The organism is Paenibacillus sp. FSL R7-0198 (assembly GCF_038000415.1).
GTDB lineage: Bacteria > Bacillota > Bacilli > Paenibacillales > Paenibacillaceae > Paenibacillus.
In genome coordinates this window covers 562,530-585,021 of the sequence record NZ_JBBOCB010000001.1, presented here as the reverse complement: position 1 = coordinate 585,021, position 22,492 = coordinate 562,530, and the positions used below count along the sequence as shown (strand labels likewise).

Here is a 22,492-nt window from a genome sequence, read left to right as displayed (position 1 = left end):
CACATGGAGGAGAACAACATGAGTCACGCAGGAAAAGTAGCCATTATTACTGGAGCAGGAAGTGGATTGGGCCAAGCAGCAGCGCTAAAGCTGGCTGAGAAGGGCGCATCCATTGTCGTTGTGGATCTTGTCGAAGAGACAGGTCTTGAAACCGTTAAGCAGATTGAGAAGCTTGGAAGTAAAGCTATTTTTGTACAAGCAGATGTGAGTAAAGCACCTGAAGTTGAGAATTATGTGAAAAAAGCAGTCGAAGAGTTCGGACGAATCGACATGTTCTTTAATAATGCAGGGATTGCAGGTCCTGGGATCAAGCTGATTGAACATACGATTGAGCAGTTTGACCAGATTATTGATATTAACCTGAGAAGTGTATTCTACGGGTTGAAGTATGTAATTACTGAAATGCTCAAAACAGGTGGAGGTTCCATTCTGAATACAGCCTCCACAGCCGGTATTGTCGGTGTACCCGCGGTTGCACCTTACGCAGCAACCAAACATGGCGTGGTGGGTTTGACCCGAACAGCTGCAATTGAATATGGCAAGGACAACATTCGTGTAAATGCGATTGCTCCAGGTACAATTGAGACGCCGATGGTTGTTCAGTTTGGTAAAGACAACCCTGAAGTGTTCAAGGCAACCGTTGATAGCATTCCATCTGGACGCCTTGGCAGACCGGAAGAGATCGCTAACCTGGTTTCCTTCCTGCTTGGAGATGAAGCGCCGTATATTAATGGTGCAGTATATCCGATCGATGGTGCAGTTACGGCCCAATAAGAGTTCAGCTTATCGGCAATAAAATAGCTGTTAAAATGTTTAAAGAGAGGTCACTGTATGCGTACAGAGCCTCTCTTTTTAATTTCTCTTTTATACTACGCATAGTACTGCGAATCCATATCAGGCAACGTTGTGTGATGCATTGGTTTGTTTACTTTTCGTAGATGCTGAACGGTACGAACTTATGACGATGATAACGGCAATAACGACCCCGACAGCCCCAATCCAGGTGATGGATGACAATGAGACGCTGCTTACTGCGATGCCACCAATCCCTGCTCCGGCGGCCATAGCTAATTGCATGACCGAACTATTCAGACTAAGCATAATACCTGAGGATTCGGGAGCCATAGTCACGAGGTTATACTGCTGAGTTGGACCCGAGGACCACGCGGCAAAAGACCACAAAATCAGAACAAGCAAGACAGCGAGATGAGAGCTTGCCGTTATATTCAGCAGGACCAGACTCATTATATGCAGTGTCATGCCTGTGATCAACGTTCGTTTGACACCCCATCTGTCAGCACCGAATCCTCCTACTTTTGAACCGATCAGACTAGCAATACCAAATGCGAGTAAAGCTGAACTGAGTAGTGCTTCGCTCATTCCTGCAACGGTTACGAGATAAGGTGAGATATACGTGTAAGCAATGGAATAACCACCTAACCAGAAAAAGGTCACCAGCAGTGCCAGTACAATTCGTGGCTGTTTGAGCAAAGAGAGTTGATTCTTCAGCGGAACAGGCGCTTCTGCTTTGGAAGGCGGAATGGCGGCCGCGATCACCAGCATGGCGAGAATGCCAAGAACGGCGATACCGGCAAAAACGAGCTTCCAATCCCAAGATGCAGCCACAAGCCTTCCGAGCGGAACGCCAACAATTAAAGAAGCCGTAAATCCAGTGATTACTGTGGCGATTGCACTAGCTTGTTTGCCCTCAGCCGCTATTTGGGAAGCAACCGTTAATGCCGTGACAACAACAACGCCCGCCCCTAAAGCCATCAACACGCGTGCTGCGACGAACAGTCCATAACCCGGCAACAGATAGGCAAGAACATTAGCCAAAACGAATAGACCGAGGAAGTATAGCAACAGCTTGCGACGGTCCCAGCGCGAAGTCAGTGCAATAATGACAGGTGTACCTAGCGCATATACGAGTGAAAAAATCGTAATGAGCTGTCCGGCAGCGATTAAAGAGATATTCATGGTATCTGCAATGCGATCCAAAATGCCGGCAATGACATATTCGGACGTTCCTACAAGGAAGCTGACCAAGGCAAGAACATAGATTTTGAGCGTAGAAGAAGACATGGAAACATAACCTCTTTCTAATTGTAATTATTATATTTTTAGAAATATAGAAATAAAGACGATAGAACAAGACATGAATGCTCTGAATGCACCCTATCTGCGCGAATGGTAATGTTACAACCTGACAATGAATATTGGTATAAGCGTAAACTTAGGTGACCTAGTGCTACTAATAAATGTTGAGGTACTGTTTCGATATTTCTAATTATATAGAAATATAACTCAAATTTTTTATTTATTTAGCAGATAGGGAACAAACTTTTGTGCAGTCTCCGTGTTTAGGCTGTAGTAGATATACGTACCTTTCTTCTGCGATGTAAGCAGGCCACAATCGGATAGCTGTTTCAAATGATGAGACAGAGTCGATAGGGCAACCGTAACAAGGCGGCTCTCCAGATCGGCGGGACACAGGTTGCTTTCGCTCGATAAAATCTGAATGATTTTGTAGCGTGTTTGCTCGCCCAGCGCTTTATGAATTTTGACGACTTGTTCAATCTCATTCGAGTTTGATTGCATCATGATCCGTCCTTTCGTCTTTATTTCTTATTTCTAGTAATATAGAAATAACAGTAGCATATGTCGTTAGAAAAGTAAACTCTCGGTGAAGATTCCACACTTTCTACTGCGTCTGTGTTAACAACCGAAAGTCTGGAGTAACTTCCCCGGAGAGTTATGTGAGTTGTATATTACCGATCTAGGGAATCAACATAGTCTTTGGCTTCCTTCAACGAAAGACCTCGGGCTTCACGCAGTCGTTTGATCGCCATAATTTTTTTCCCTTGTTGTATAAGTGTAAGCAGTTCCTGATCCAGATCCGATTGGGCTGGTTGGCTTGTGTGAGATGTTTCCTTCGGCGACAATGTGTAATTGAAGTCAGAGCGGGCGCTGACTGTTGAACCGTTCTCCAGACGCTCCACATCACTTTTCAATTCATTTAATTGGCGTTGCAGACTGGTGACTCTGACCAGTAACACAAGGATCAGAAGCAGCAGAACGATCCATACCAAGGTGTTCATTTCCATGATGTCATGTGCCTCGCTTTCATTTATTCATATTTAGCTATTATTTAAGTTGAACCGGGATTTCCTTGACACCACGAACAATCATGCCAGGTCTCCATTCCAGTTCATTCACATCTGCCTGAAGCTGTATATTTGGAAAACGATTCAGAAGTGTGCTGACTGCAATCTCACCTTCCAGACGAGCAAGCGGTGCTCCCAGGCAGAGATGAATGCCTTTGCCAAAAGCCAGATGCGAACTTTTTTCGCGGGTAATGTCGAAGATATCAGCATCCTTAAACTGCTGTTCGTCCCGGTTGGCGGAACCAAGCGCAACAATGACAAGTTCACCTTGAGCGATATGCTCTCCACGGAATTCAATATCTTCCAGAGCCCAGCGAGATGTGCTGAACTCCAAAGGCCCGTTATAACGAAGCATCTCTTCAATGGCATTGTGAATAAGCTCGGGCTGCTTGATGAGCAGTTCGCGTTGCTCTGGATGCTCCAGCAGGGCGAGAATCCCATTGCCGATGAGATTAACAGTTGTTTCATGACCGGCAATGATTAATAAGGAGACCACGCCAAGCAGTTCTTGTTCAGTTAAGTGCTGCCCGGATTCTTCTGCAATGACAAGCTGGCTGATCAGATCAGTGCCGGGATCTCGGCGAACTTTTGCAAACCAGGCCGTAAGGTAATCCGTAAACTCCCTTGCATGCTGCTCAAACAGCTCGGCGCTCTCGGCTGTGGAAGCATCGATTACCGTATTGGACCACAAGCGGAATTTGTCACGATCCTCAAGAGGTACTCCCAGAATTTCACTAATGACAATGATAGGCAGCGGGAAGGCAAAGTCATCGATCAGATTCATTTTTTCCTGTGACGGGAGGTTGTCCAGCAGTTCATCAGCAATGTCCCGAATATGGCTTCGCATGTCTGCGACCAGTTTGGGTGTGAATGCTTTCTGCACAAGTCCCCGAAGACGTCTATGATCTGGCGGATCGGAGAACAACATATTATTCGAGAAGATGCTTTGATTGTCAGCGCCGTAACGTCGGACCATGTCTTTGCTGAATCGAGGATCTTTCAGAATCTGGACTGCATCCTCGTATCGGGTAATAATCCAGCCGAATTCCCCATGAGGAAACATGACTCTGAAAACGGGCTCATCTTTTCTTAACTTTTCATACACCGGGTAAGGGTTATGCGTGAATTCTTTCGTGAAAAACGCTGGCTTTGAGGACTCGTTGGGTTCATTCGGGTTCAAATGTAATATCTCCTCTCATATTCCTGCATAATACCTGCACCCTCTATATATTCAATACACAAGCTTTTGAAACCTTGTTTTTTCTTCATATGGATGATAGAGCAGGAAAATAGAGGAAGATGGAAGAAGACATGGTAGAGAGAATCGATTATTATGCTTGGTAAAAATGAAAATGAGGTGAACGCTGACATGTCTTACGCACAACTTCCTTTGCATCACCACCAGATTCCGGCAAGTCGAATGGTTCTTGGCTGTATGCGGTTTGGGGGTGAATGGGATGGGCTCCCCATTACTTCAGATCTTGTCGTAGAAGGTCATCGAGCGGTAGAAGCAGCTCTCGAAATAGGCATTAACCACTTTGATCTGGCGGATATTTACACACGTGGTAAGGCAGAGCATGTCTTGGGGCGAGTTTTATCCGAAACTCCCGGCTTGCGTGAACAGATCATTATACAGTCGAAGTGTGGTATACGTCTTGTGGGTGATGATGAAGGACCGCAGCGTTATGACACCTCAGGTGCACATATTCTGGCGAGTGTGGACGGTATCCTGGAACGGCTCGGCATCGATTATCTGGATATTTTGCTGTTACACCGTCCTGATCCGCTCGCCCATCCGCAAGAGATTGGAGAAGCACTGGCTGAGCTGCATCATTCCGGTAAAGTGCGCCATTTTGGTGTGTCCAACATGGGTTCGGAACAGATTCGCCTCCTTCAGCTCCACAGTAATGTGCCTCTGATTGTGAACCAGCTGGAGATGAGTCTGGACAAAATCGGATTCGTAGAAGCTGGTGTTACGGTGAATCGATCCCAAGCTAGAGATAACGTGTTTCCCTATGGCACGATGGAATATTGTCAGGCAGAGCATATTCAACTGCAAGCTTGGGGTCCCCTTGCTCAGGGGCGTTTTACTGGCAGGGTAGTTGAGGGACAGCGTCCTGAAATTGAGCATACGGCTCAATTGGTTGATCGAATGGCTAAGGAGCGTGGAGTTACACCGGAGTCTATTGTACTGGCTTGGTTAATGAAGCATCCAGCAGGGATACAACCTGTCATTGGTTCGATTCGACCAGAACGTATTCTGGCCTGTCGTGATGCAATAAATATTGAGCTTACCCGTTATGAGTGGTACGAGCTGTATTCCGCTTCATGCGGGCGTAGAATGTAAGTAGGGAATTCTGAGAGAGTGGTTCGTTTCGATCAAAATTCATAGATATTGGGTGAAATTTGAACATATAAGAAGACACAAGCTGCTGATGGCCTGTGTCTTCTTTGTAATAATGGGCTTCATTTGGTTGAAACACATGATCGAAAGTGTAATGAATCCTAAGGTCATATGGCCTACAATGCGTTTGCATGGGTAATAAGCATGCTGATTCGGAGCCGAAAACAGTGTTTAGGCACGGTTGTAAGGATAATTCACCTTCATATTTGTGCTAGAGGCTATGTCCATGGACTTAGGAAGAGTGCTGATAAGAAGGACGTTTCAACCATTTTTATCGTTTTACCGGGTAGTTGTTCGAGGGCTGTGATAAAATGATAGGAATAAGAACATACGATCTGTTTACGTGAGAGGAGACACCTTGACGATGGAGATGCTTAAACCACCCGCCGAGACATTATACGAGGTTGAATTACGTGCGCTGCGAGAGGAAGATCAGGGGAAACGTCCCCCGAACTGGCTGTTATCTCCCGCCTATGTGCGCGATTTTATTATAGGCAGGGATAAGCCTGCGTTATTAAATGGAGAAGAGATCACGATTACCCGCAAATTCTATGGCAATGACGTGTTAATTGAACGTGCCGTGGTTACTCTGGCAGGCAATCGAGGATTAATGCTCGTGGGAGAACCCGGGACAGCCAAGACCATGCTTAGCGAACTGCTGACCGCAGCGATCTCCGGTACCAGTCTAAACACGATTCAAGGTACAGCAGGCACGACGGAAGACATGATCAAGTACTCATGGAATTACGCCATGCTGCTTGATAAAGGCCCTTCGGAAGCTGCGCTTGTGCCATCACCGTTATATAACGGCATGAAGAAAGGAATTCTTACCCGTTTTGAAGAGATTACACGTTGTCCAGCTGAAGCGCAGGATAGTCTGATCAGTATTCTCAGTGACAAGGTCATGAGCATCCCGGAACTGGATGGCGGTGTGCTGTTTGCCCAACCGGGATTTAACGTCATTGCTACAGCCAATATTCGCGATAAAGGTGTTAACGAAATGAGTGGTGCATTGAAACGCCGGTTCAATTTCGAAACAATCAAGCCCATTCATAACGTGAAGATGGAAGCCAAAATTATTGAATCCCAGGCACGAAGCCTGTTATTACATAGTGGAATTGATATTGACATTAACCCGGATGTGGTTGAATTGCTGGCTACAACATTCATGGAACTGCGCACCGGCATGACACGGGAAGGCTACAAACTTGACACCCCTCAAGCATCCATGAGTACGGCGGAAGCGGTGTCTGTCTATGTCCAGAGTGCGATGACTTCCTATTATTACGAAGATAAGGCTATTGCGCTGGATCGGTTGGTGCAGAACATGCTGGGGACCATTGCAAAGGAAAACGACAAGGATCTGTCCATTCTCAAAACCTATTTCTCTAAGGTCGTAAAAGAGCGTTCCAGAGAAGAGGGAATGTGGAAGGACTATTATGAGGAGAGAAAATGGATCGGTTAACAGCGGTACTGGACCCTGATGTTGAGCAGTTACAATCCTTGTTCGAATCCCAGGTATATAACCTGAGTAATCATACGGTCTATTATCCTATTAGACACCATAGCCCTGCATGTTCGTATCACTTGTTACGATTAATTGAGGAGTACAAGCCAGATATCATTTTGATTGAAGGACCGGAGAGCGGTAATCCATTAATTTCGGTGCTGAGTGATGAGGCAACCTTACCTCCTGTCAGTCTGTACTATACCTATGAGAGTGAATTGGAGAGAGAAGCCTGCTATTATCCGATGCTTCGGTATTCACCTGAATATGTAGCTTTGAAAGAAGCAAAACGCCTGAACATTCCGGCGAAGTTTATTGATTTGGACTATCAACACTTCTCCACTCGTGCATCCAAATCCGGCCAGACAGAACAAAAGGAGATCTCCATTCAGGACGAAACCTTGCTTGCGGGCTCTGACTTCATTAACCGTTTGTGTCAAAAAACAAACTGCCGCAGTTTTGATGAATTGTGGGAAAAGGTGTTTGAGATCGGTGGCCTGGAGAAGTCTACTGAGGAATTCGTGAAGGATGTATTCACGTATTGTACCTTATCCCGAATGTGTTATTCCACGGAACGATTACAGTCTTCAGGTGATCTGGCAAGAGAAGCATATATGAAGCAACATATTAATCAAGCGGTGCGGGAGCATGACCGTGTGCTTGTCATTACCGGTGGATTTCATACGTATGGACTGTTGATGTCAGAGAAACATGAATCGGAATTGGAACAGCCAGAAATGGATAAACGGCATACAGACCGACGTTTGGAGGGACAAGGTAAACCAGGAACGTCTCAACAAAGTGCGGTTAATCCAGACACGGTTCACCAACAAATGTACCCGATGGTCTATACCTTTGCTGAAGCGGATCGGCTCAATGGATATGCGAGCGGCATGCCTTATGTAAATTATTACGATCAGATCTGGAACCAGCTGCTTCGCAAAAAGAGTACACCGTATAATCTAACGGCTCTGGACTTGTTATCCCGGCTGATGCGCCAATTAAGGGATGGTCACGAACATGTATCAACGAGTGATGCGATTGAGGCGTACAGCATGATTCAAGGTCTTGCCGGGCTTCGGGGTAAAAGGGAAGGCGGCGTCTATGAGTTGATGGATGCAGCACTCTCTTCCTTTGTGAAGGGGGAGCTTACCTTGGCGACCGATAAACCGCTGCAAGAGCTGCAGCAGTTATTGACTGGAGACGTCATTGGAAGCGTGGCTCCCAATTCATTCAGTATTCCCATCGTGGAGGACTTCAAGGCGCATTGTACAGAGTACAAACTGCAGATTCGTACAACAGGTCAACACAAGAAAGTGCTGGATCTATATGCAAAACCGGAGCATCGTCAGATAAGCCAATTGATTCAATGCATCACCTATCTGGTTCCGGAATTTGCGAAACGGCAATCGGGACCGGACTGGATCGCAGAGCGTGATATGAATCTTGTGCGCGAAACCTGGGTTTATATGTACTCATCCCGCATTGAAGCCAGATTGATAGAAAACTCTCTTTATGGCGGAACGCTTGCTGGAGCGGCTACACGCAAAATGGAAGAACAGATGCAAGAAATACCGGATCATCATAGCGGTGAACTTGCCCGACTCATGCTTCAAGCGTTACTCATGGGGCTTCAGGACACTGCGATGAAACTCTATGAACAGGTGCGCTCGGCGCTGAGGACCGACGGGAATTTCCTATCCTTATGTAACAGCCTGCATGTCTTGAATCGAATTCATCAACACCGCAGGTTACTGGGATTATCTGACGAGCAACATCTCCCTGAACTGGTATCCGAAGCTTATAGGAACGCCGTGGACAAGTTGCTTCAGCTCTCCAGAGCCAATCCGGATGAACATGAAGCCATTATACAGGGATTGAAGCTGCTAGCCATGCTCGCAGAGTCATCGGAGGAGTATTTTCAGGATGAGACATTCCGAATACATCTGAATGAGCTTCTATCTGATCACCAGCTTCCGGCTCAGCTGGAGGGTGTGTGTGTGGCTATTTCCTCAGGGCTCGGTGACAGGCCAAGGGATGAGATTGTTGATCGTGCTCGCGGGTATATCCATGGTACACCGGATCAGACTCGTCAAACGGCACTTTTTTTACAGGGAGTATTCACTGTAGCACGTGACGCTTTTTTATATGAAGATCAGCTGTTGTCCGAGTTGAATTATTTGATTGAACAGTTATCCTACGACGACTTCATCAGTATGGTACCGGAATTAAGGCTGGCATTCACCTATTTTACACCAATGGAGACGGGCTTGATTGCGGAGCGGGTGGCGAGTCTGCATCAGGTTGAACCAGAGGAGATGTTAAGGCCTGCGGTTGATGAGCAGATGCTGATCCAGTCCAAAGCATGGGACGAAGCGCTTCGAAAGGAGTTTGCCACATGGAAGCTAATATGAATGAAGCGAATCGGCGAACGGGCGAAACCAGAGATATCAGTGAAAGTTCGAATCCGGATGGAAGCAACCGAGGGGTTCAACCTTCTGCTGAAACCTTGAATCGATGGCGTCTGATTCTTGGTGAATCGGCTGAAGAAGGGTTGTGCAATACAGACCAATATACTTCGGCTGAATTTCAATATACGGAAATCGATGAGATTCTGGGGTATCTGTATAACCGTGAATACGGTGAAGAACAAGGTTACCGAAAAGAGGGAGGACGCGGTGCATCTAATCTGACTGTACCAAAATGGCTGCACAAAGTCAGGGACCTATTCCCCAAAACAACGGTAGAAATATTGGAAAAACAGGCGCTTGACCGCTATGGGCTGACAGAATTGTTAACAGACAAAAAGTTGCTTGAATCCCTTGAACCCAACATGAATCTGCTCAAGAACATTATGCAGTTCAAAGGACGGATGAAAGGTGAGGTGTTAAAGAGCGCCAAGGAGATCGTGCGAACCGTGGTTGAAGAGCTGCGCAGTAAGCTGGAATCTCAGACCCGAGCGAGTATCATGGGCAAGCGCAGTCGCTATACCTCGAGTTCAGTACGATCCTTGCGCAATCTGAATTTCAAGCGAACCATCACCAAGAATTTGAAGAATTACGATAAAAACAAGCGCAGGTTTGTGATTGATCGTCTGTATTTCGACGGGAATATACAGCCCCATAACAAGTGGAACATCATCATTGGTGTAGACGAAAGTGGCAGTATGCTGGATTCAGTCATCTACAGTTCGGTGATGGCCAGCATCTTCTATCGCTTGAATGCGTTGCGCACGAAATTATTCATATTTGATACGCAGGTTGTTGATCTGAGCGACAGACTGGAAGACCCCGTAGACGTGCTCATGAATGTACAGCTCGGTGGGGGGACACATATTACCAAAGCGTTGCGATATGGCGAGACGTTAATCGATAATCCAGGCAAAACCATCTTTATTCTGGTCAGTGATCTGGAGGAAGGGTACCCGATCGCGCAGATGTACAAAGCCTGTAAAGATATCATCGATGCAGGATGCAAATTGCTGGTTCTCACCGCGCTCGATTTTAACGGGGATTCAGTCTATAACAAACATGCCGCACAGACATTAACCAATATGGGGGCACATGTAGCAGCAATTACGCCTAACGAACTCGCGGATTGGATTGGCGAGATCATCACTTAAATTCAAGGAGGAATGTGTAATGCTTACAGCAGACCGCGCAGTTGAAACTTTGGTGGAGAAATTCGCAGTAACCTGTTCAAACGAGTACTCATTAAAAACTGATCGAAGCTCCGAAATTATTGATTATGTCTTGGGAACGACAGACAAGTTCCCGGATATGATGGGAAATTCGAGTCATTATGTGTATCAAACGATTGATCTGCTCATGAAGCTCGCTAAAAAAGACGATGGAGATATCTTTTACCGTGCCGGGGCTATTGTGATATATCTGGAATCCAATTATTCCAAAAGAAGTTCATGGAGAACGGATGCTTTTACTGTCTGTATGGGAAATGATTCAGAAGTCTACGGATTGAGCGGGAAGAGCAAAAGCGCTGATCGCATGGGTGGGTTGTTGTCCCGGTTGGAGAAGATCAAACAGTTTGCGGGCGAGAACGAAATTTCGGCTGAATTAAAGAGCAAATTAAAGCGTGCCCAGTGGCTTTTTGATTCCAAAAAGGCTGACACCCAGGGGGATTATCGAGATGTAATCAATGCGTTAATGCTGCTACAACTATATTCAAGACTCAGTGACACGGCTTCTCATCTTGCAGAGGTTCAATCTTCTGCTCAATCGTTACCCGTATTGTTTCAACATGTGATGGCTAATGATCCAGATAAGTTGCGGGACGAGCTACATACGTTGATTGAACCTGTAGTGGTCAGTAATATTCAAGGAAAGCATAACGGATCATCCCAAGAATTGAAGGATGAATTCCTCAAAGAAAAGCGCAGTCGGCTCATAGCTGAGCTGTATCCCAATACGTCTTTCTCTTCAAAAGAGCAATGTTCAAACACCGTATTCCATCAAACGATGGTACTGGTGAGTGGTGCCTTGTTGTACCTGATTAACATTAGTGGAGGTAAACAACGGTTCCTTGATACAAATAGTGAGATTGGGCATGTTTTGCTTCACACAATACATCAATTACATGAGATTTATCCACTTGAAGTTCGCCGTTACTTGCTGAGTATGGACCCTAGAGCAAAAAGTCCAAATGATCTGCTTGCTGGACTTGTGCCTCTGGATGAGCCTTATCAGTTGGTTGAAATGTTGCGGGACGAGCTTAATTCGTACACGGTATCTTGGAACATGTTACAATCCGCGATCGCGAATCGTCCTGAACAAGCGATTCGAGCATACGAGATTATAAAACCGCCATTCCTGAAACTCTGCATTCAGAAATTCATGGAGGATCAAGGATTGACATTGCCTAATGCGGAGGGCTCACTGGAGCAAGCGGTATTTAACGCTCTTCGGCATCCTTTGGACGGGGGACGTCAAGGACTTGCGATTGCAAGATACTTAAGTGGGGAAAACACCCTTGAGGAATATTGGGAGGACCCGAATAGTCGTGGGTTGTTTAATCAACTGAATCGGGATAAGAAGCGTGTTCACAACCTCATTAGTATTAGTTTTCTGCCCTTGGACTCGGAGGCGATGCGCAGGTTCGCAATTCTGACCACTCATCCTGATTGGACACTGGATATTATCTCGGACATGTACAATTCATACGCGTTTAGTGGAGAGCAGCTGCTTCAACGTTATGGGCAAGATCCTGAGGTGCAACGTGAGAAATTGCTAACCAGCCTGATCTCACTCAATGGCATGACCGACTATAGATACAAATCCATGCCGCATGACGAATACCGCCGAATCATTCAGCAGAATCTGGACTATGCACTGACACAGTACAAGAAACTGCCAACGGATACGCGCATTTTAATTCTGGAGATAACCTTTGAACAGCGTGATGAGTTATCGAAGAAAATATTGGCCGAAGCGATTCGTGCCGGATTGCAGGATTCGTCCAAGAAGGCCAATGGCGTAGCGTTAGCGGAATTCAACCGAATTCCTGATCAGGACTTGTATACGCTCGTATACCTCTCGGAGAAAAAAGTGGCGATCAAAGAGATGGCTTTGACCGCAATCCGCAGTCTGGAAAACAGCAAGGAGCTGTATGGTGAGCTTTTGAAGAAAGAGAAGTCCGATGAGTGGAAGAGCTTGATCCAAATTCTGCTGGATACCGCAGATTTAAGTCCAGAGTATGCCCATGCTGCACTCGCTGATCAGGCGGATGCCAAAAAGTTGTCGAGACTGAGCTGGTTGTCCTTGAAAGATCTCCCTTCACTGATACGTATTGAAGACAATCAGCCTTTAGATGACCGGATTAAACAGTATGCTTTGGTCCAATCATTGGATCATACATCCGGTCCTAATGAACGGTTGAATGAATTACGGGATTACGTAAGTGAGGCATCGCTCGCTCGTTTTGCAAGTGAATTGATTCAGGTCTGGATTCAAGAAGGTGCCCCCGCGAAAGAAAAGTGGGTGATGTATGTTTCAGCACTTTTTGGCGATATTCAGATTGTGAATATTCTGGCTCCGCAAATTAAGGAATGGACAGAAAACAGCCGCGGCGCGATTGCAGCAGATGCTGTAAAAGTGCTCGCTTATCTGAAAGATCCATCTGCTCTAATGGCGATTGACAAGATCAAACGTGGCGTGAAAAACCGTCAGGTGAAAGGTGCTGCTGAAGAAGCGTTGCAGCTTGCCGCCGATAATATGGGACTTACCTCGGAACAACTGGAGGATCGGTTAGTCACTACGCTTGGTTTTGATGAAAAAGGAACCATGCAGCTGAGTTACGGAGAACGTTCCTTCCTGATTAAGGTAAATGGAGACTTGCAAGTCGTTGTACTCAATGAAGAAACGGGCAAATCCGTGAAGAGTCTGCCTGCTCCTGCACAGAAAGATGATCCCGATTTGGCAGCGCAGTCCAAGGCACGTTTCACACAGCTGAAAAAAGATCTCAAATCCATGGTTAACATTCAGGCGCAGCGTCTGGAAGAGTCATTGTCCAAGCAACGTCTGTGGTCTGCCGATGAGTGGAAAGTATTGTTTGTACAAAATGTAATCATGCAGAAATTTGCTGTTGGTCTGATCTGGGGAACGTATGAGGATGGCGCTCTGATCAGCACGTTCCGTTATATGGAGGATGGCACCTTCAATTCTGTGGATGAAGATGAGGTTGATCTGCCTTCGGGTGCGCAGGTGGGACTTATACACCCGCTGGAATTGGATCAGGCGACGCTTGAAGGTTGGACAACACAGTTGGAGGATTACGAGATCAAGCAGCCATTTGAGCAATTGAATCGTGAGATCCACCAGCCAGAAGATGAGGACAAGACGAAGAATGAATACGATCATCTGCCCGAGTCTGACTTTTCACCAACGGCTTTCCCCAAAGCACTGGAGAAATACGGTTGGATCAAAGGACCGGCTCAGGACGGCGGCTGGTATCATGAATTTTATAAAGAGTACGGAGATCTTGTTGCGGAATTGCAATTCAGTGGTACGAGTATCACGTATTACGAGGGATTGGATGACATTACCCTGGAATCCCTTCATTTCTTCAAACCGAATAACAAGCAATATTATTACTATGGTGACAACAAACCCATTGCTATAGGCAACGTTCCAGGTCGCGTGTTCAGTGAAACGATCTACGACATTCTGAGAGCAACGGGGCGTTGATGACGTGAGTGGATTCAAGGAGAAATTCCGGATTTTTTCGAAGCTGTGTACGGAGGATTATTTGATTCGGTATGCCAACAAGGGGTTGTACAAAAGGTCTTTGAAGGAGTTGGACAATGGTGTAAGTGTGACGTACACATGGAATGAATCATCTGTGAGTTGTCAGCTCAGTGACGGGACCCAATGTACGCTTGAAAATACGCTGGATCATTGGGAATGCTCCTGCCCGGCCGATCATATCTGCAAGCATGTGCTGATTGCAATTCTGTATGATCAACGGGAATATACGGCAGAGGATTCAATGAATGCAGACGAGAAGCATGCGCTGGATAAGGACTCAGGGATATCGGATAATGATCCGTTGGACGTACCCAAAGACGTATCAGTAACAGAATCAGCATCAAACTTAGTATCAAATGTGGACGATCCAAGCGAAATTCCGCATACGGTGTCACGTGAGATCGAGTCTCGCTTCCGCTGGATGACGGAGTCTGATCTTACCGTGTTAATTAAATCGTATAGTTCTTCCATGATTGAGGAAGTTGTTTTCCGACTGAGATACCCAGAGGAAATTAAGATCATTGAAGATTCACTTCTTACGGTTCATCTGACCACCCAGAATATCGAGGTGTCTTTTACTGAGGAACCGAACCTTGCAAAAGCACTATGTAAGGTGCAACAGACTGCTGGGAAAATGGCCAAGCTTGAAGCGTTGTTACGGTATCGGAACCTAAAAGGCCTAGATGATAGGGATGCATTAAGTGGACGGGTATACGAAGCCAAGTTCTCTCTTCAGACAGTGCAGGAATGTCGGATTATGCTGGCAGGATTGTTGAAGACGGGACTGGCCCGCCTTCCTCAGTCCTTTATGGCACAACTGGAGACTTTGGCAATTGCAGCTCATAGTGGCAACCTGCCTGACATAGAACGCAGTTTACGAGGGATTCAAGGGGAACTACAGTTGTTTTTCAACAGACATATACGATTCTCCATGCAATCCATGTTGGATCGGGTGAGCAAGCTGTATCTTGCACTCCAGGTTCTTGAAGAAGAAAAGGTATCTGTCATTCAGCAGAGTCAGCTCATTGGCAGTTTTCGAAGTAAATACTTTACGGTTCCTTCACTTCACCTGTATGGACTGGGAGCTGATGCGTGGGAGACACGATCCGGTTTCCGTGGAATCACCTATTATTTCTATTGTTTCGATGATGAGGAAATCTACACCTATAGCGATGTACGTGCTGTATATTACGATGATCAGCAGTTCTCATATACAGAGCATTATGGTGCATTCACACCATGGCTGCCTAATCTGACCTTTCGCCAGTTCGTCGGTGAAGAAGTTCAATTCCATTCAGTTAAAGTGAATGAAGAACGCCGGATCTCTTCCGGGGAAGGTGCCAAGCTTGCGATTTTGCCACGAACGGGTGTGGAAACGTTGAACCTGGGCAAAACCATGCAAGACGTAACGTCTGTACTTGAAGAGGAATCGCGAACATTCGACTTGTTTGCTGCTCCCAAAGAACGATTGGCTGTGATCAAAGTTGCTCGAATCGTGGACCATAGCTTTGTCAAACAAACGCAGGATCTTGTCCTGACGGTTGAGAGTGCCGAAGGAGAACGTTTGGCACTTACTCTCCCGTATTCAACTGATTGGCAAACAATGATCCAAAGACTGGAGTCAGGATATGGTGCTCAATCACTTGAACACTTCTATGCCTTTGTTCGTGTGGAACCAAAACGGATTAGCCCAATTAGTTTCCTGAAGGGTCAAACGGTGCTCAGTCTAAAACTGGATATCGGTAATGGGAGGATGGGCAGACTTGGAAGAATATAATCAGTTTATGCAGAGAATTAACGGCTGGTCGGAAGAGTTGCTGCTGCGTGGGTTATCTCAGTTTACGATTCGGGATATTGAGGTACTTGAGCAGCTCGCAGCGGAATCCTCGCGGTTGCAGATGACTTTCTTGCATGAGTTGTTGAATCAACTCATCAAGGAAGGGCGTAGCGTGGCTCTTGGACAAGGTAATGAAGAGTTGCTGTTATTTCAGTATTGTCGTCTCACCCAATATGTGCAATTGAGTGTGCAAGAAGAGGCGTAATATTGGTTAGTATTCCAAGCGAAGGCACATGAAGCGATATGATGTAATAAATAAGATGTATTATAGAATATAAGAAGATTTGCAGAAGACCACAGGGTCACTGCAAATCTTTTTTTTATCGAGGAGTAAGTAAAAGTCATTTGCCAAACGAATATAGGTAGGAAGCACGGATCAACACGAGCACTCGTGATCATATGAGCATGGAAGGGAGGGTGCATGTAATCGTGGAAGAAGAACAAATACGGAAGGCAGTAGCGAATCGTGATCCTGAGGCCATGGAATGGGTGATGAACCACTACGCAGGTTTGTTATGGAAGATTGCTCATTCCATCCTACATCATGCATCGGTTGAAGAGATTGAAGAATGTGTAGCAGATACATTTTTTGCTTTTTGGCAGAATCCGGATGCATTCCAATCTGGGCGAAGCAGCTTGAAAAATTACCTTGCAACAATCACAAAACATAAAGCGATTGATCGCTACCGGAAACTTAATCGAAGAACTGAGCTTACATATGAAGAGGAGATTCATTCGGTGCAAACGGATGATTTGTTGGTTCAGATGATCAGTAAAGAGACATATACGGAACTTAATCAAATGATTGAATCTTTTCCAGAACCGGAACGGGAGATTATGAAACGTCGGTTTTACGAAGGACAGAGACCCCATGAGATATCGGAAGCATTGTCCCTACACGTTAGGCAAGTCCATAACAAGCTTTATCGCTCCAGGCAACGATTGAGGACATGGTGGATGAACAGGAAATAAAGGAGGCGATCAAATGCGAAAATCCGAGAAAGAATTCACTGAGCAGAACCTCTTTAATATTAAAAAGTTGTTCTATGATAAATTGGCGATGAATGAACCACCAACCGTTACGAGATCAGATTCATCATTTTATCCACCTATATTATATCCATCCGCACAGACCAAGAAGTCCATGAATAGGAGAAGAAAGTATCGCAAAGCCATCTATATTCCTGTAACCGCTGCGTTATCGTTATGTCTTGTTACAGGTGCAGCTGCATCGGTGGGCATCATTGACCTGCCTTCTATTCTTCATTTTCTAGGTGCAGATCGGATTGGCATTCTTCAGCCTGTTCATCAGGTGAGTGAAGATCAAGGGATTCGAATGGAGGTTATAGGTGCTGTCAGGGACGGAGATACAACGGAAATCTATGTTTCATTATCGGATCTGACGGGTCATCGCATTGACGATACACTGGACGTATATGATTACAGGGTAACCGGAGGTAATGCAAACAACGCTCAGATTGTTCATTATGATGATGCTAACAAAACGGCTATTGTCCGATTCCTCATTCAAGGAAAAGTCAGTAAAAATCGGATTACCGTTCAGATCAATACGCTGATGTCGGGTGCATCTCGACAAGATGGTTACAACGTACAAGTGGACTGGAAGCAGGTGTTACAAGAAAAGCAAAACAATAGTTATGAAATCCTGGATCAAGATCGTATAAGTGGCTTGGGAGGTAAAACCGATATTCAATTGGAAACCGATCCAATTCCGGTATTGCATCAGGATGTAACGAATATCCCTGTTGAGGGTATTGATTGGATGCATATTTCCAATATAGGTTTTGTGGAGGGCAAGTTACACATTCAGATTAATCCGAATAATGAGATAGGCGAGTATAATCATGGATATTTCTACTTCACGGATGAGCAAGGTCAAAAACTCGATATACCTGAATATTCCGTTAGCTATGGACATTATATGAAAGATGGGGTCGGGTATGGAGGAGATTATGAGGAGTTTGTGTATGATCTGTCCGCTGTTAACGAATTAGATAAACTGAGACTTCAAGGCAGCTTTACGAGTATTAGTGAAGTTATACAAGGGAATTGGAAAACGACCTTTAACTTGAGTCAAAATACTTTGAGTAAAACGGGAAACATTCAGCTTGATGCAAGAGGAGGCTTACAGGCAAATGTAACTCTTTCCTCGGTTGGCGTCACGCTTAGAGGTGAGGCACTGAGCAAGATTCGGGTGGAGGACTTGAGTATTGAAGTTCACCTGAAGGATGGTACAAAGTTGTCTGGCGCATCCGGTTTCCTCCAGCTGGATCAGGATATCATTAAGTGGATATCCCCTAAGACCATTCCGGTGAATGATGTGAGCTACCTGCTAATCAATGGGGAGAGAGTAACTTTACAAGATGAATAATTAAAAAGTGAATTAAAAATCGGTGGATAAGTGCGATCGGAAGTTTGTTCTGTCATCAGAGTGGTAAGCATGAATATTCTTTAGTTCAACTTATATAAAATGAATTACATGTCATATCCCGATTTATGACGCATACCATTAGGCGAATGCGGTCATAAGGGAGGAAACTGAGATGTCCATGAGCGAACCGCTGTTAACGCAAATTGTGAATCAACATATTCCGGCTGGTGCAACGGTCGTCACTATTGATAAACCTGTTCAACATCCAGCGATCTATGCGGCAGATCTTACCGGTGACGGTATGCCGGAGATTGCTGCAGTCTATCAGTTGAATGGTGAGCTGTATTTGCTCATTCTGAAATTTGTTCAAGGACATTGGATCAAGATGGCACTAATTAAGGGATTGGGGTATGGGGTGACTTTAATGACTGCAGCCCCTGTAACTTCAACGGCAAGGAACAATCTCATTATCGGTTGGCGGATTGGTTCTATTTGGTCTAAGCTTGCCGTATATGAGTGGACGGAATCCGGGCTCAAAGATCTGGCGCCTGACGATCTATACTATAGCTATGCAGAGATTATAGATATGCCTGGTCCACATGGTCGAGATGGGAAAGTGGAGATTGCACTCTGGATACATGACACAGGTGAAGCCTATCGTGTGGAGATTATCCGATGGCAGAATGGGAAATGGGTCCCTGCACCGGACGTATATGCAACCTATTATCCCAAAGTGGTGCAATATTACGAGCAACTAACCCAGCAATATCCTGATTATATCTTTTACTGGTATTACCTTGCGGATGCTCAGTACCATGCCGGCCAGTATCCGGCAGCACTTGCTTCCGTTCAGAAGGCACTCAGTTTCCCGGAAGCTTATCCTTCCAGAGAGGTACTACAAGAGCTGGAAAAGAAAATTACGCAGGCGATGGTCCCTGTAAGCCATGCCCGGGTAGCGACATGGTTGTATCCAATCTCCGTTCGAACTACGAGTGGGACGCGTTGGGGCTATATGGATGCCCAAGGCCACATTCGGCTTGAGCCGGTACTGGATGACGCGCAAGAGTTTCAGCCCAATGGATTGGCTGTGGTTGTGAAGGATGGTCGTGCCGGCGTTATTAATCTTCAGGGGCAGTATGTCGTTCAACCTGTATACGATTCCATCAATTCTTTTTCCGAAGAACGGGCGATAACCATTGATTCTCAAGGGTTTAAGATGATTAATGAACAAGGTACAGTCCTGACCAAACGGGCATACCCGTATATCTCGAATATGAAGGATGGCCGAGCGTTATTTTACGATTCAAACCCCGGTCAGACAGATGGATCGGTGAGTCGGTATGGTTATCTGGATGCGTCGGGCAATGAGGTGATACCTGCACAGTTCGCTTCGGCGAACGATTTTCAAGATGGCAAAGCGGTTGTGCAGATTAAGGACAATGAATATGCACTCATTAATCGCAATGGACATCGGCTCGCAACGTACCCATATGCCTATGTGGGACCACTAGGGGATGGACTGCTCGCTTTTCAAAAAGAAACCTCGGGCAAATATGGGTACATCGACGAACGGGGTAATATTCGCATTCAGCCCAAGTTTTCATCGGCATTTCCTTTTAGCGGCGGGCAAGCGATTGTTAATACAGCAGAGGACTACAAATCGATCTACGGTGTTATTAATACGGAGGGATCGTTTATCATTCAACCCGCGTATAATGACATCCGCGAACTAGGCGAGCATCGTTATGCGCTGGGGCAAGCAATTAATCCGGAGCAGCCGTATATTGGCTCTGTATACGCGATTGCAGATACCAATGGCAGAAGACTTACGGAGTTCCTATATCGCGAAGTGGGCAATTACAAAAACGGCCTTGCTTCCGCATCGGATGGCAGACAGACCTATCTGCTGGATTTGAGTGGAAGACCTGCCGCTGGGTATCCACATGTAGAAGGTTCGGGAATGCTGGAGGTCGTGGCACCAGATCTGATTAAGGCCTATGTAGACCAGCGCTTATCGTATGTGAATCGGGCCGGACAGATCATCTGGCGGCAAAATACAATCGTTCCACTTCATCCACCGTACCGTGTACGCGAAGAGAAATACAAACCGAACAGGGACTATCTCGTATATTATCCGCAGGTGGAGGGATTAACGAACCAAGCGGAGCAAATTGCGCTAAATGCCAAGTTGAAGCAACTCTCCCAGGTTAAACCGATCCCTGCGGATCAGCAGCTAGATTATACGTATACAGGTGATTTTGATATTACGTTTTATCAGCAGCAATTGCTACAACTGCAACTCACAGGTTATAACTACCCGGCGGGTGCAGCGCATGGTATGCCTACGATGATCTATGCGATCATTAATCTGACGAATGGTCAGTTGTATGAGCTGAAGGATTTATTTAAACCGAATAGTGACTACGTAAAAGTGTTAAGCCAGATTGTGGGGGATCAGATCAAAAATGATCCTCAATACTCGTATGTGTTTCCGGACACCTATACGGGGATTAGTGCGGATCAACCGTTTTTTGTCACAGCGGATGCTCTGCATCTCTACTTTAACCCATATGATATCGCACCCTATGCGGCAGGGTTTCCAACGTTTACGATTCCTTTTGTCCAGATCAAGGATATTATTAATACAGAGGGTTCGTTCTGGAGAGCTTTTCATGGTTGATTGAGGGTACCGCCAACATTTTAACGAAAATATACGCTAAGGACGTTAAGGCGCAAAGACAGCGAATTTTTCCTGCTTTAAGCAACTGTCCGCTAATACTTAGCGTATAAAACAGTCAAAATGTTGGCGCTACCCCATATAGAACTACTATAAATCAATCATTCCATCCTTTACATACATCAATCCACTCTGAATAACTAGAGTATTTTTCTAATTGTTTTATTGTAAGTTCAATAGCACTATTGCTACTCCCGCAAGCTGGATAGATTGTGTCAAAACGTTTTAGAGATATGTCTAGATAAACAGAAACATCATTTTTAATAGCAAATGGACAAACACCTCCAATGGCATGACCAACCATATCAATGGCTTCATCAGGAGAAAGCATTTTTGCTTTTGTTTTGAAATACTCTTTGAATTTTTTGTTATCCACTTTTGCATCCCCGGCAGCAACTACTAAAACAGCTTGTCCATTCACCATAAAAGAAAGTGTTTTTGCGATTCTCTCTGGCTCACAACCTAATGCAGATGCAGCCAAATCCACGGTTGCACTAGAAACTTCAAATTCGTTAATTTGAGAATCCATACCATATTGTTTAAAAAAATCTTTTACTTTTTCAATTGCCATAATCATCACACCTCATTTTAAAATATTTTCTAGAAGATCATAGATGAAACTTGCCTATGTTCTTGGATAAAAAATCATGTTGTAAATGACACATGGTTCTTGATAGGGATTATTATAGGAATGAAAAACATTAGCACGAAAGCGGAGTGCTTGATTTTCTTTTAGAACAATTTTTTTTGTGTTGACTACCAGCTCTAACATACCTTGTACCACAAAAACATATTCTTCCACACCATCAAGGTGCCTTTCAGATGGATGGTGACATCCAGGATCAAATTCGATATAAAATATTTCAACGTTACGGGTAGGGTCAAAAGGAAAAACAGGAAATGCTCTCATTTTTCCATCATTTTCAATGATAGCGTCTTTGGACCGTGTATCAACCACATTGCACTCATCTTCTAGCTCTTCCAATAATAAAGATAAAGGAACTTTTAAGCCCACTGCGATTTTCCAAAGAGTTGTAATCGTTGGTGAAGACTGTCCTCTTTCAATCTGTCCAAGCATAGGCTTACTTACATCAGTAAGTTTAGAAACATCTTCAAGTGTAAGATTTCTCGTTGCTCGTATTTCTTTTAACCGTTCTCCAATAGTTAATACTGGCGATTGCATTACATCACT

At 45.2% G+C, this 22,492-nt stretch carries 17 protein-coding genes; 11 read left to right on the top strand and 6 right to left on the bottom strand.

Annotated features, from left to right (window positions below):
* Window positions 1-18: 18 nt before the first annotated feature.
* Entirely contained in the window at window positions 19-774 is a 756-nt protein-coding gene (locus tag MKY87_RS02310) for an SDR family NAD(P)-dependent oxidoreductase (protein WP_062834752.1), read from the top strand.
* A gap of 120 nt (window positions 775-894) precedes the next feature.
* Here MKY87_RS02310 and MKY87_RS02305 read toward each other — a convergent pair whose 3' ends face one another.
* From MKY87_RS02305 to MKY87_RS02290, 4 genes are all read right to left on the bottom strand, one after another.
* A complete protein-coding gene (locus MKY87_RS02305) occupies window positions 895-2,082 on the bottom strand; it encodes an MFS transporter (RefSeq protein WP_091029658.1) in 1,188 nt (395 codons plus the stop codon).
* A 231-nt stretch (window positions 2,083-2,313) separates the two neighbouring features.
* A complete protein-coding gene (locus MKY87_RS02300; RefSeq protein ID WP_176872808.1) occupies window positions 2,314-2,598 on the bottom strand; it encodes an ArsR/SmtB family transcription factor in 285 nt (94 codons plus the stop codon).
* A gap of 170 nt (window positions 2,599-2,768) precedes the next feature.
* Window positions 2,769-3,104 carry a ribosomal protein L7/L12 gene (locus tag MKY87_RS02295; RefSeq protein WP_289389402.1) on the bottom strand — a complete coding sequence of 112 codons (336 nt, stop codon included), beginning with the start codon at window positions 3,102-3,104 and terminating at the stop codon, window positions 2,769-2,771.
* Window positions 3,105-3,144: 40 nt separating this feature from the next.
* Window positions 3,145-4,344 carry a cytochrome P450 family protein gene (locus MKY87_RS02290; RefSeq protein ID WP_339783437.1) on the bottom strand — a complete coding sequence of 400 codons (1,200 nt, stop codon included), beginning with the start codon at window positions 4,342-4,344 and terminating at the stop codon, window positions 3,145-3,147.
* A gap of 153 nt (window positions 4,345-4,497) precedes the next feature.
* On the opposite strand from MKY87_RS02290, the gene MKY87_RS02285 reads away from it, so the two are divergent.
* The 10 genes from MKY87_RS02285 (at window position 4,498) to MKY87_RS02240 (ending at window position 21,243) form a co-directional block, all read left to right on the top strand.
* Window positions 4,498-5,511, top strand: coding sequence for an aldo/keto reductase (locus MKY87_RS02285; protein WP_445259824.1), 1,014 nt, complete (start codon window positions 4,498-4,500; stop codon window positions 5,509-5,511).
* 421 nt (window positions 5,512-5,932) lie between these two features.
* Window positions 5,933-7,033, top strand: a complete 1,101-nt coding sequence (locus MKY87_RS02280; protein WP_074095349.1) for an ATP-binding protein — start codon at window positions 5,933-5,935, stop codon at window positions 7,031-7,033.
* On the top strand, window positions 7,021-9,489 hold the full coding sequence (locus tag MKY87_RS02275; RefSeq protein ID WP_340962739.1) for a DUF5682 family protein: 2,469 nt from the start codon (window positions 7,021-7,023) through the stop codon (window positions 9,487-9,489). The genes MKY87_RS02280 and MKY87_RS02275 overlap by 13 nt, the downstream gene beginning before the upstream one ends.
* Window positions 9,474-10,697 (top strand): VWA domain-containing protein, encoded by a 1,224-nt coding sequence (locus MKY87_RS02270; protein WP_340962738.1) that lies wholly within the window; start codon window positions 9,474-9,476, stop codon window positions 10,695-10,697. The genes MKY87_RS02275 and MKY87_RS02270 overlap by 16 nt, the downstream gene beginning before the upstream one ends.
* Window positions 10,698-10,716: 19 nt before the next feature.
* Entirely contained in the window at window positions 10,717-14,274 is a 3,558-nt protein-coding gene (locus MKY87_RS02265) for a DUF4132 domain-containing protein (protein ID WP_340962737.1), read from the top strand.
* A 4-nt stretch (window positions 14,275-14,278) separates the two neighbouring features.
* Window positions 14,279-16,111, top strand: a complete 1,833-nt coding sequence (locus MKY87_RS02260; RefSeq protein ID WP_340962736.1) for a hypothetical protein — start codon at window positions 14,279-14,281, stop codon at window positions 16,109-16,111.
* A 7-nt stretch (window positions 16,112-16,118) separates the two neighbouring features.
* Complete coding sequence (locus tag MKY87_RS02255; RefSeq protein WP_249912562.1) at window positions 16,119-16,376, top strand: hypothetical protein; 258 nt, start codon at window positions 16,119-16,121, stop codon at window positions 16,374-16,376.
* Between the two features lie 194 nt (window positions 16,377-16,570).
* Window positions 16,571-17,143: a sigma-70 family RNA polymerase sigma factor gene (locus tag MKY87_RS02250; protein ID WP_133385086.1), complete on the top strand. Its 573-nt coding sequence runs from the start codon at window positions 16,571-16,573 to the stop codon at window positions 17,141-17,143.
* A gap of 13 nt (window positions 17,144-17,156) precedes the next feature.
* Window positions 17,157-18,563: a DUF4179 domain-containing protein gene (locus MKY87_RS02245; protein ID WP_133385085.1), complete on the top strand. Its 1,407-nt coding sequence runs from the start codon at window positions 17,157-17,159 to the stop codon at window positions 18,561-18,563.
* 172 nt (window positions 18,564-18,735) lie between these two features.
* Window positions 18,736-21,243, top strand: a complete 2,508-nt coding sequence (locus tag MKY87_RS02240; protein ID WP_133385084.1) for a WG repeat-containing protein — start codon at window positions 18,736-18,738, stop codon at window positions 21,241-21,243.
* 154 nt (window positions 21,244-21,397) lie between these two features.
* On the opposite strand, the gene MKY87_RS02235 is transcribed toward MKY87_RS02240, so the two are convergent.
* Both MKY87_RS02235 and MKY87_RS02230 read right to left on the bottom strand, forming a co-directional pair.
* Window positions 21,398-21,871 (bottom strand): YbaK/EbsC family protein, encoded by a 474-nt coding sequence (locus tag MKY87_RS02235; RefSeq protein WP_076317716.1) that lies wholly within the window; start codon window positions 21,869-21,871, stop codon window positions 21,398-21,400.
* A 54-nt stretch (window positions 21,872-21,925) separates the two neighbouring features.
* Window positions 21,926-22,483 (bottom strand): helix-turn-helix domain-containing protein, encoded by a 558-nt coding sequence (locus MKY87_RS02230; protein WP_036673696.1) that lies wholly within the window; start codon window positions 22,481-22,483, stop codon window positions 21,926-21,928.
* Window positions 22,484-22,492 lie beyond the last annotated feature (9 nt).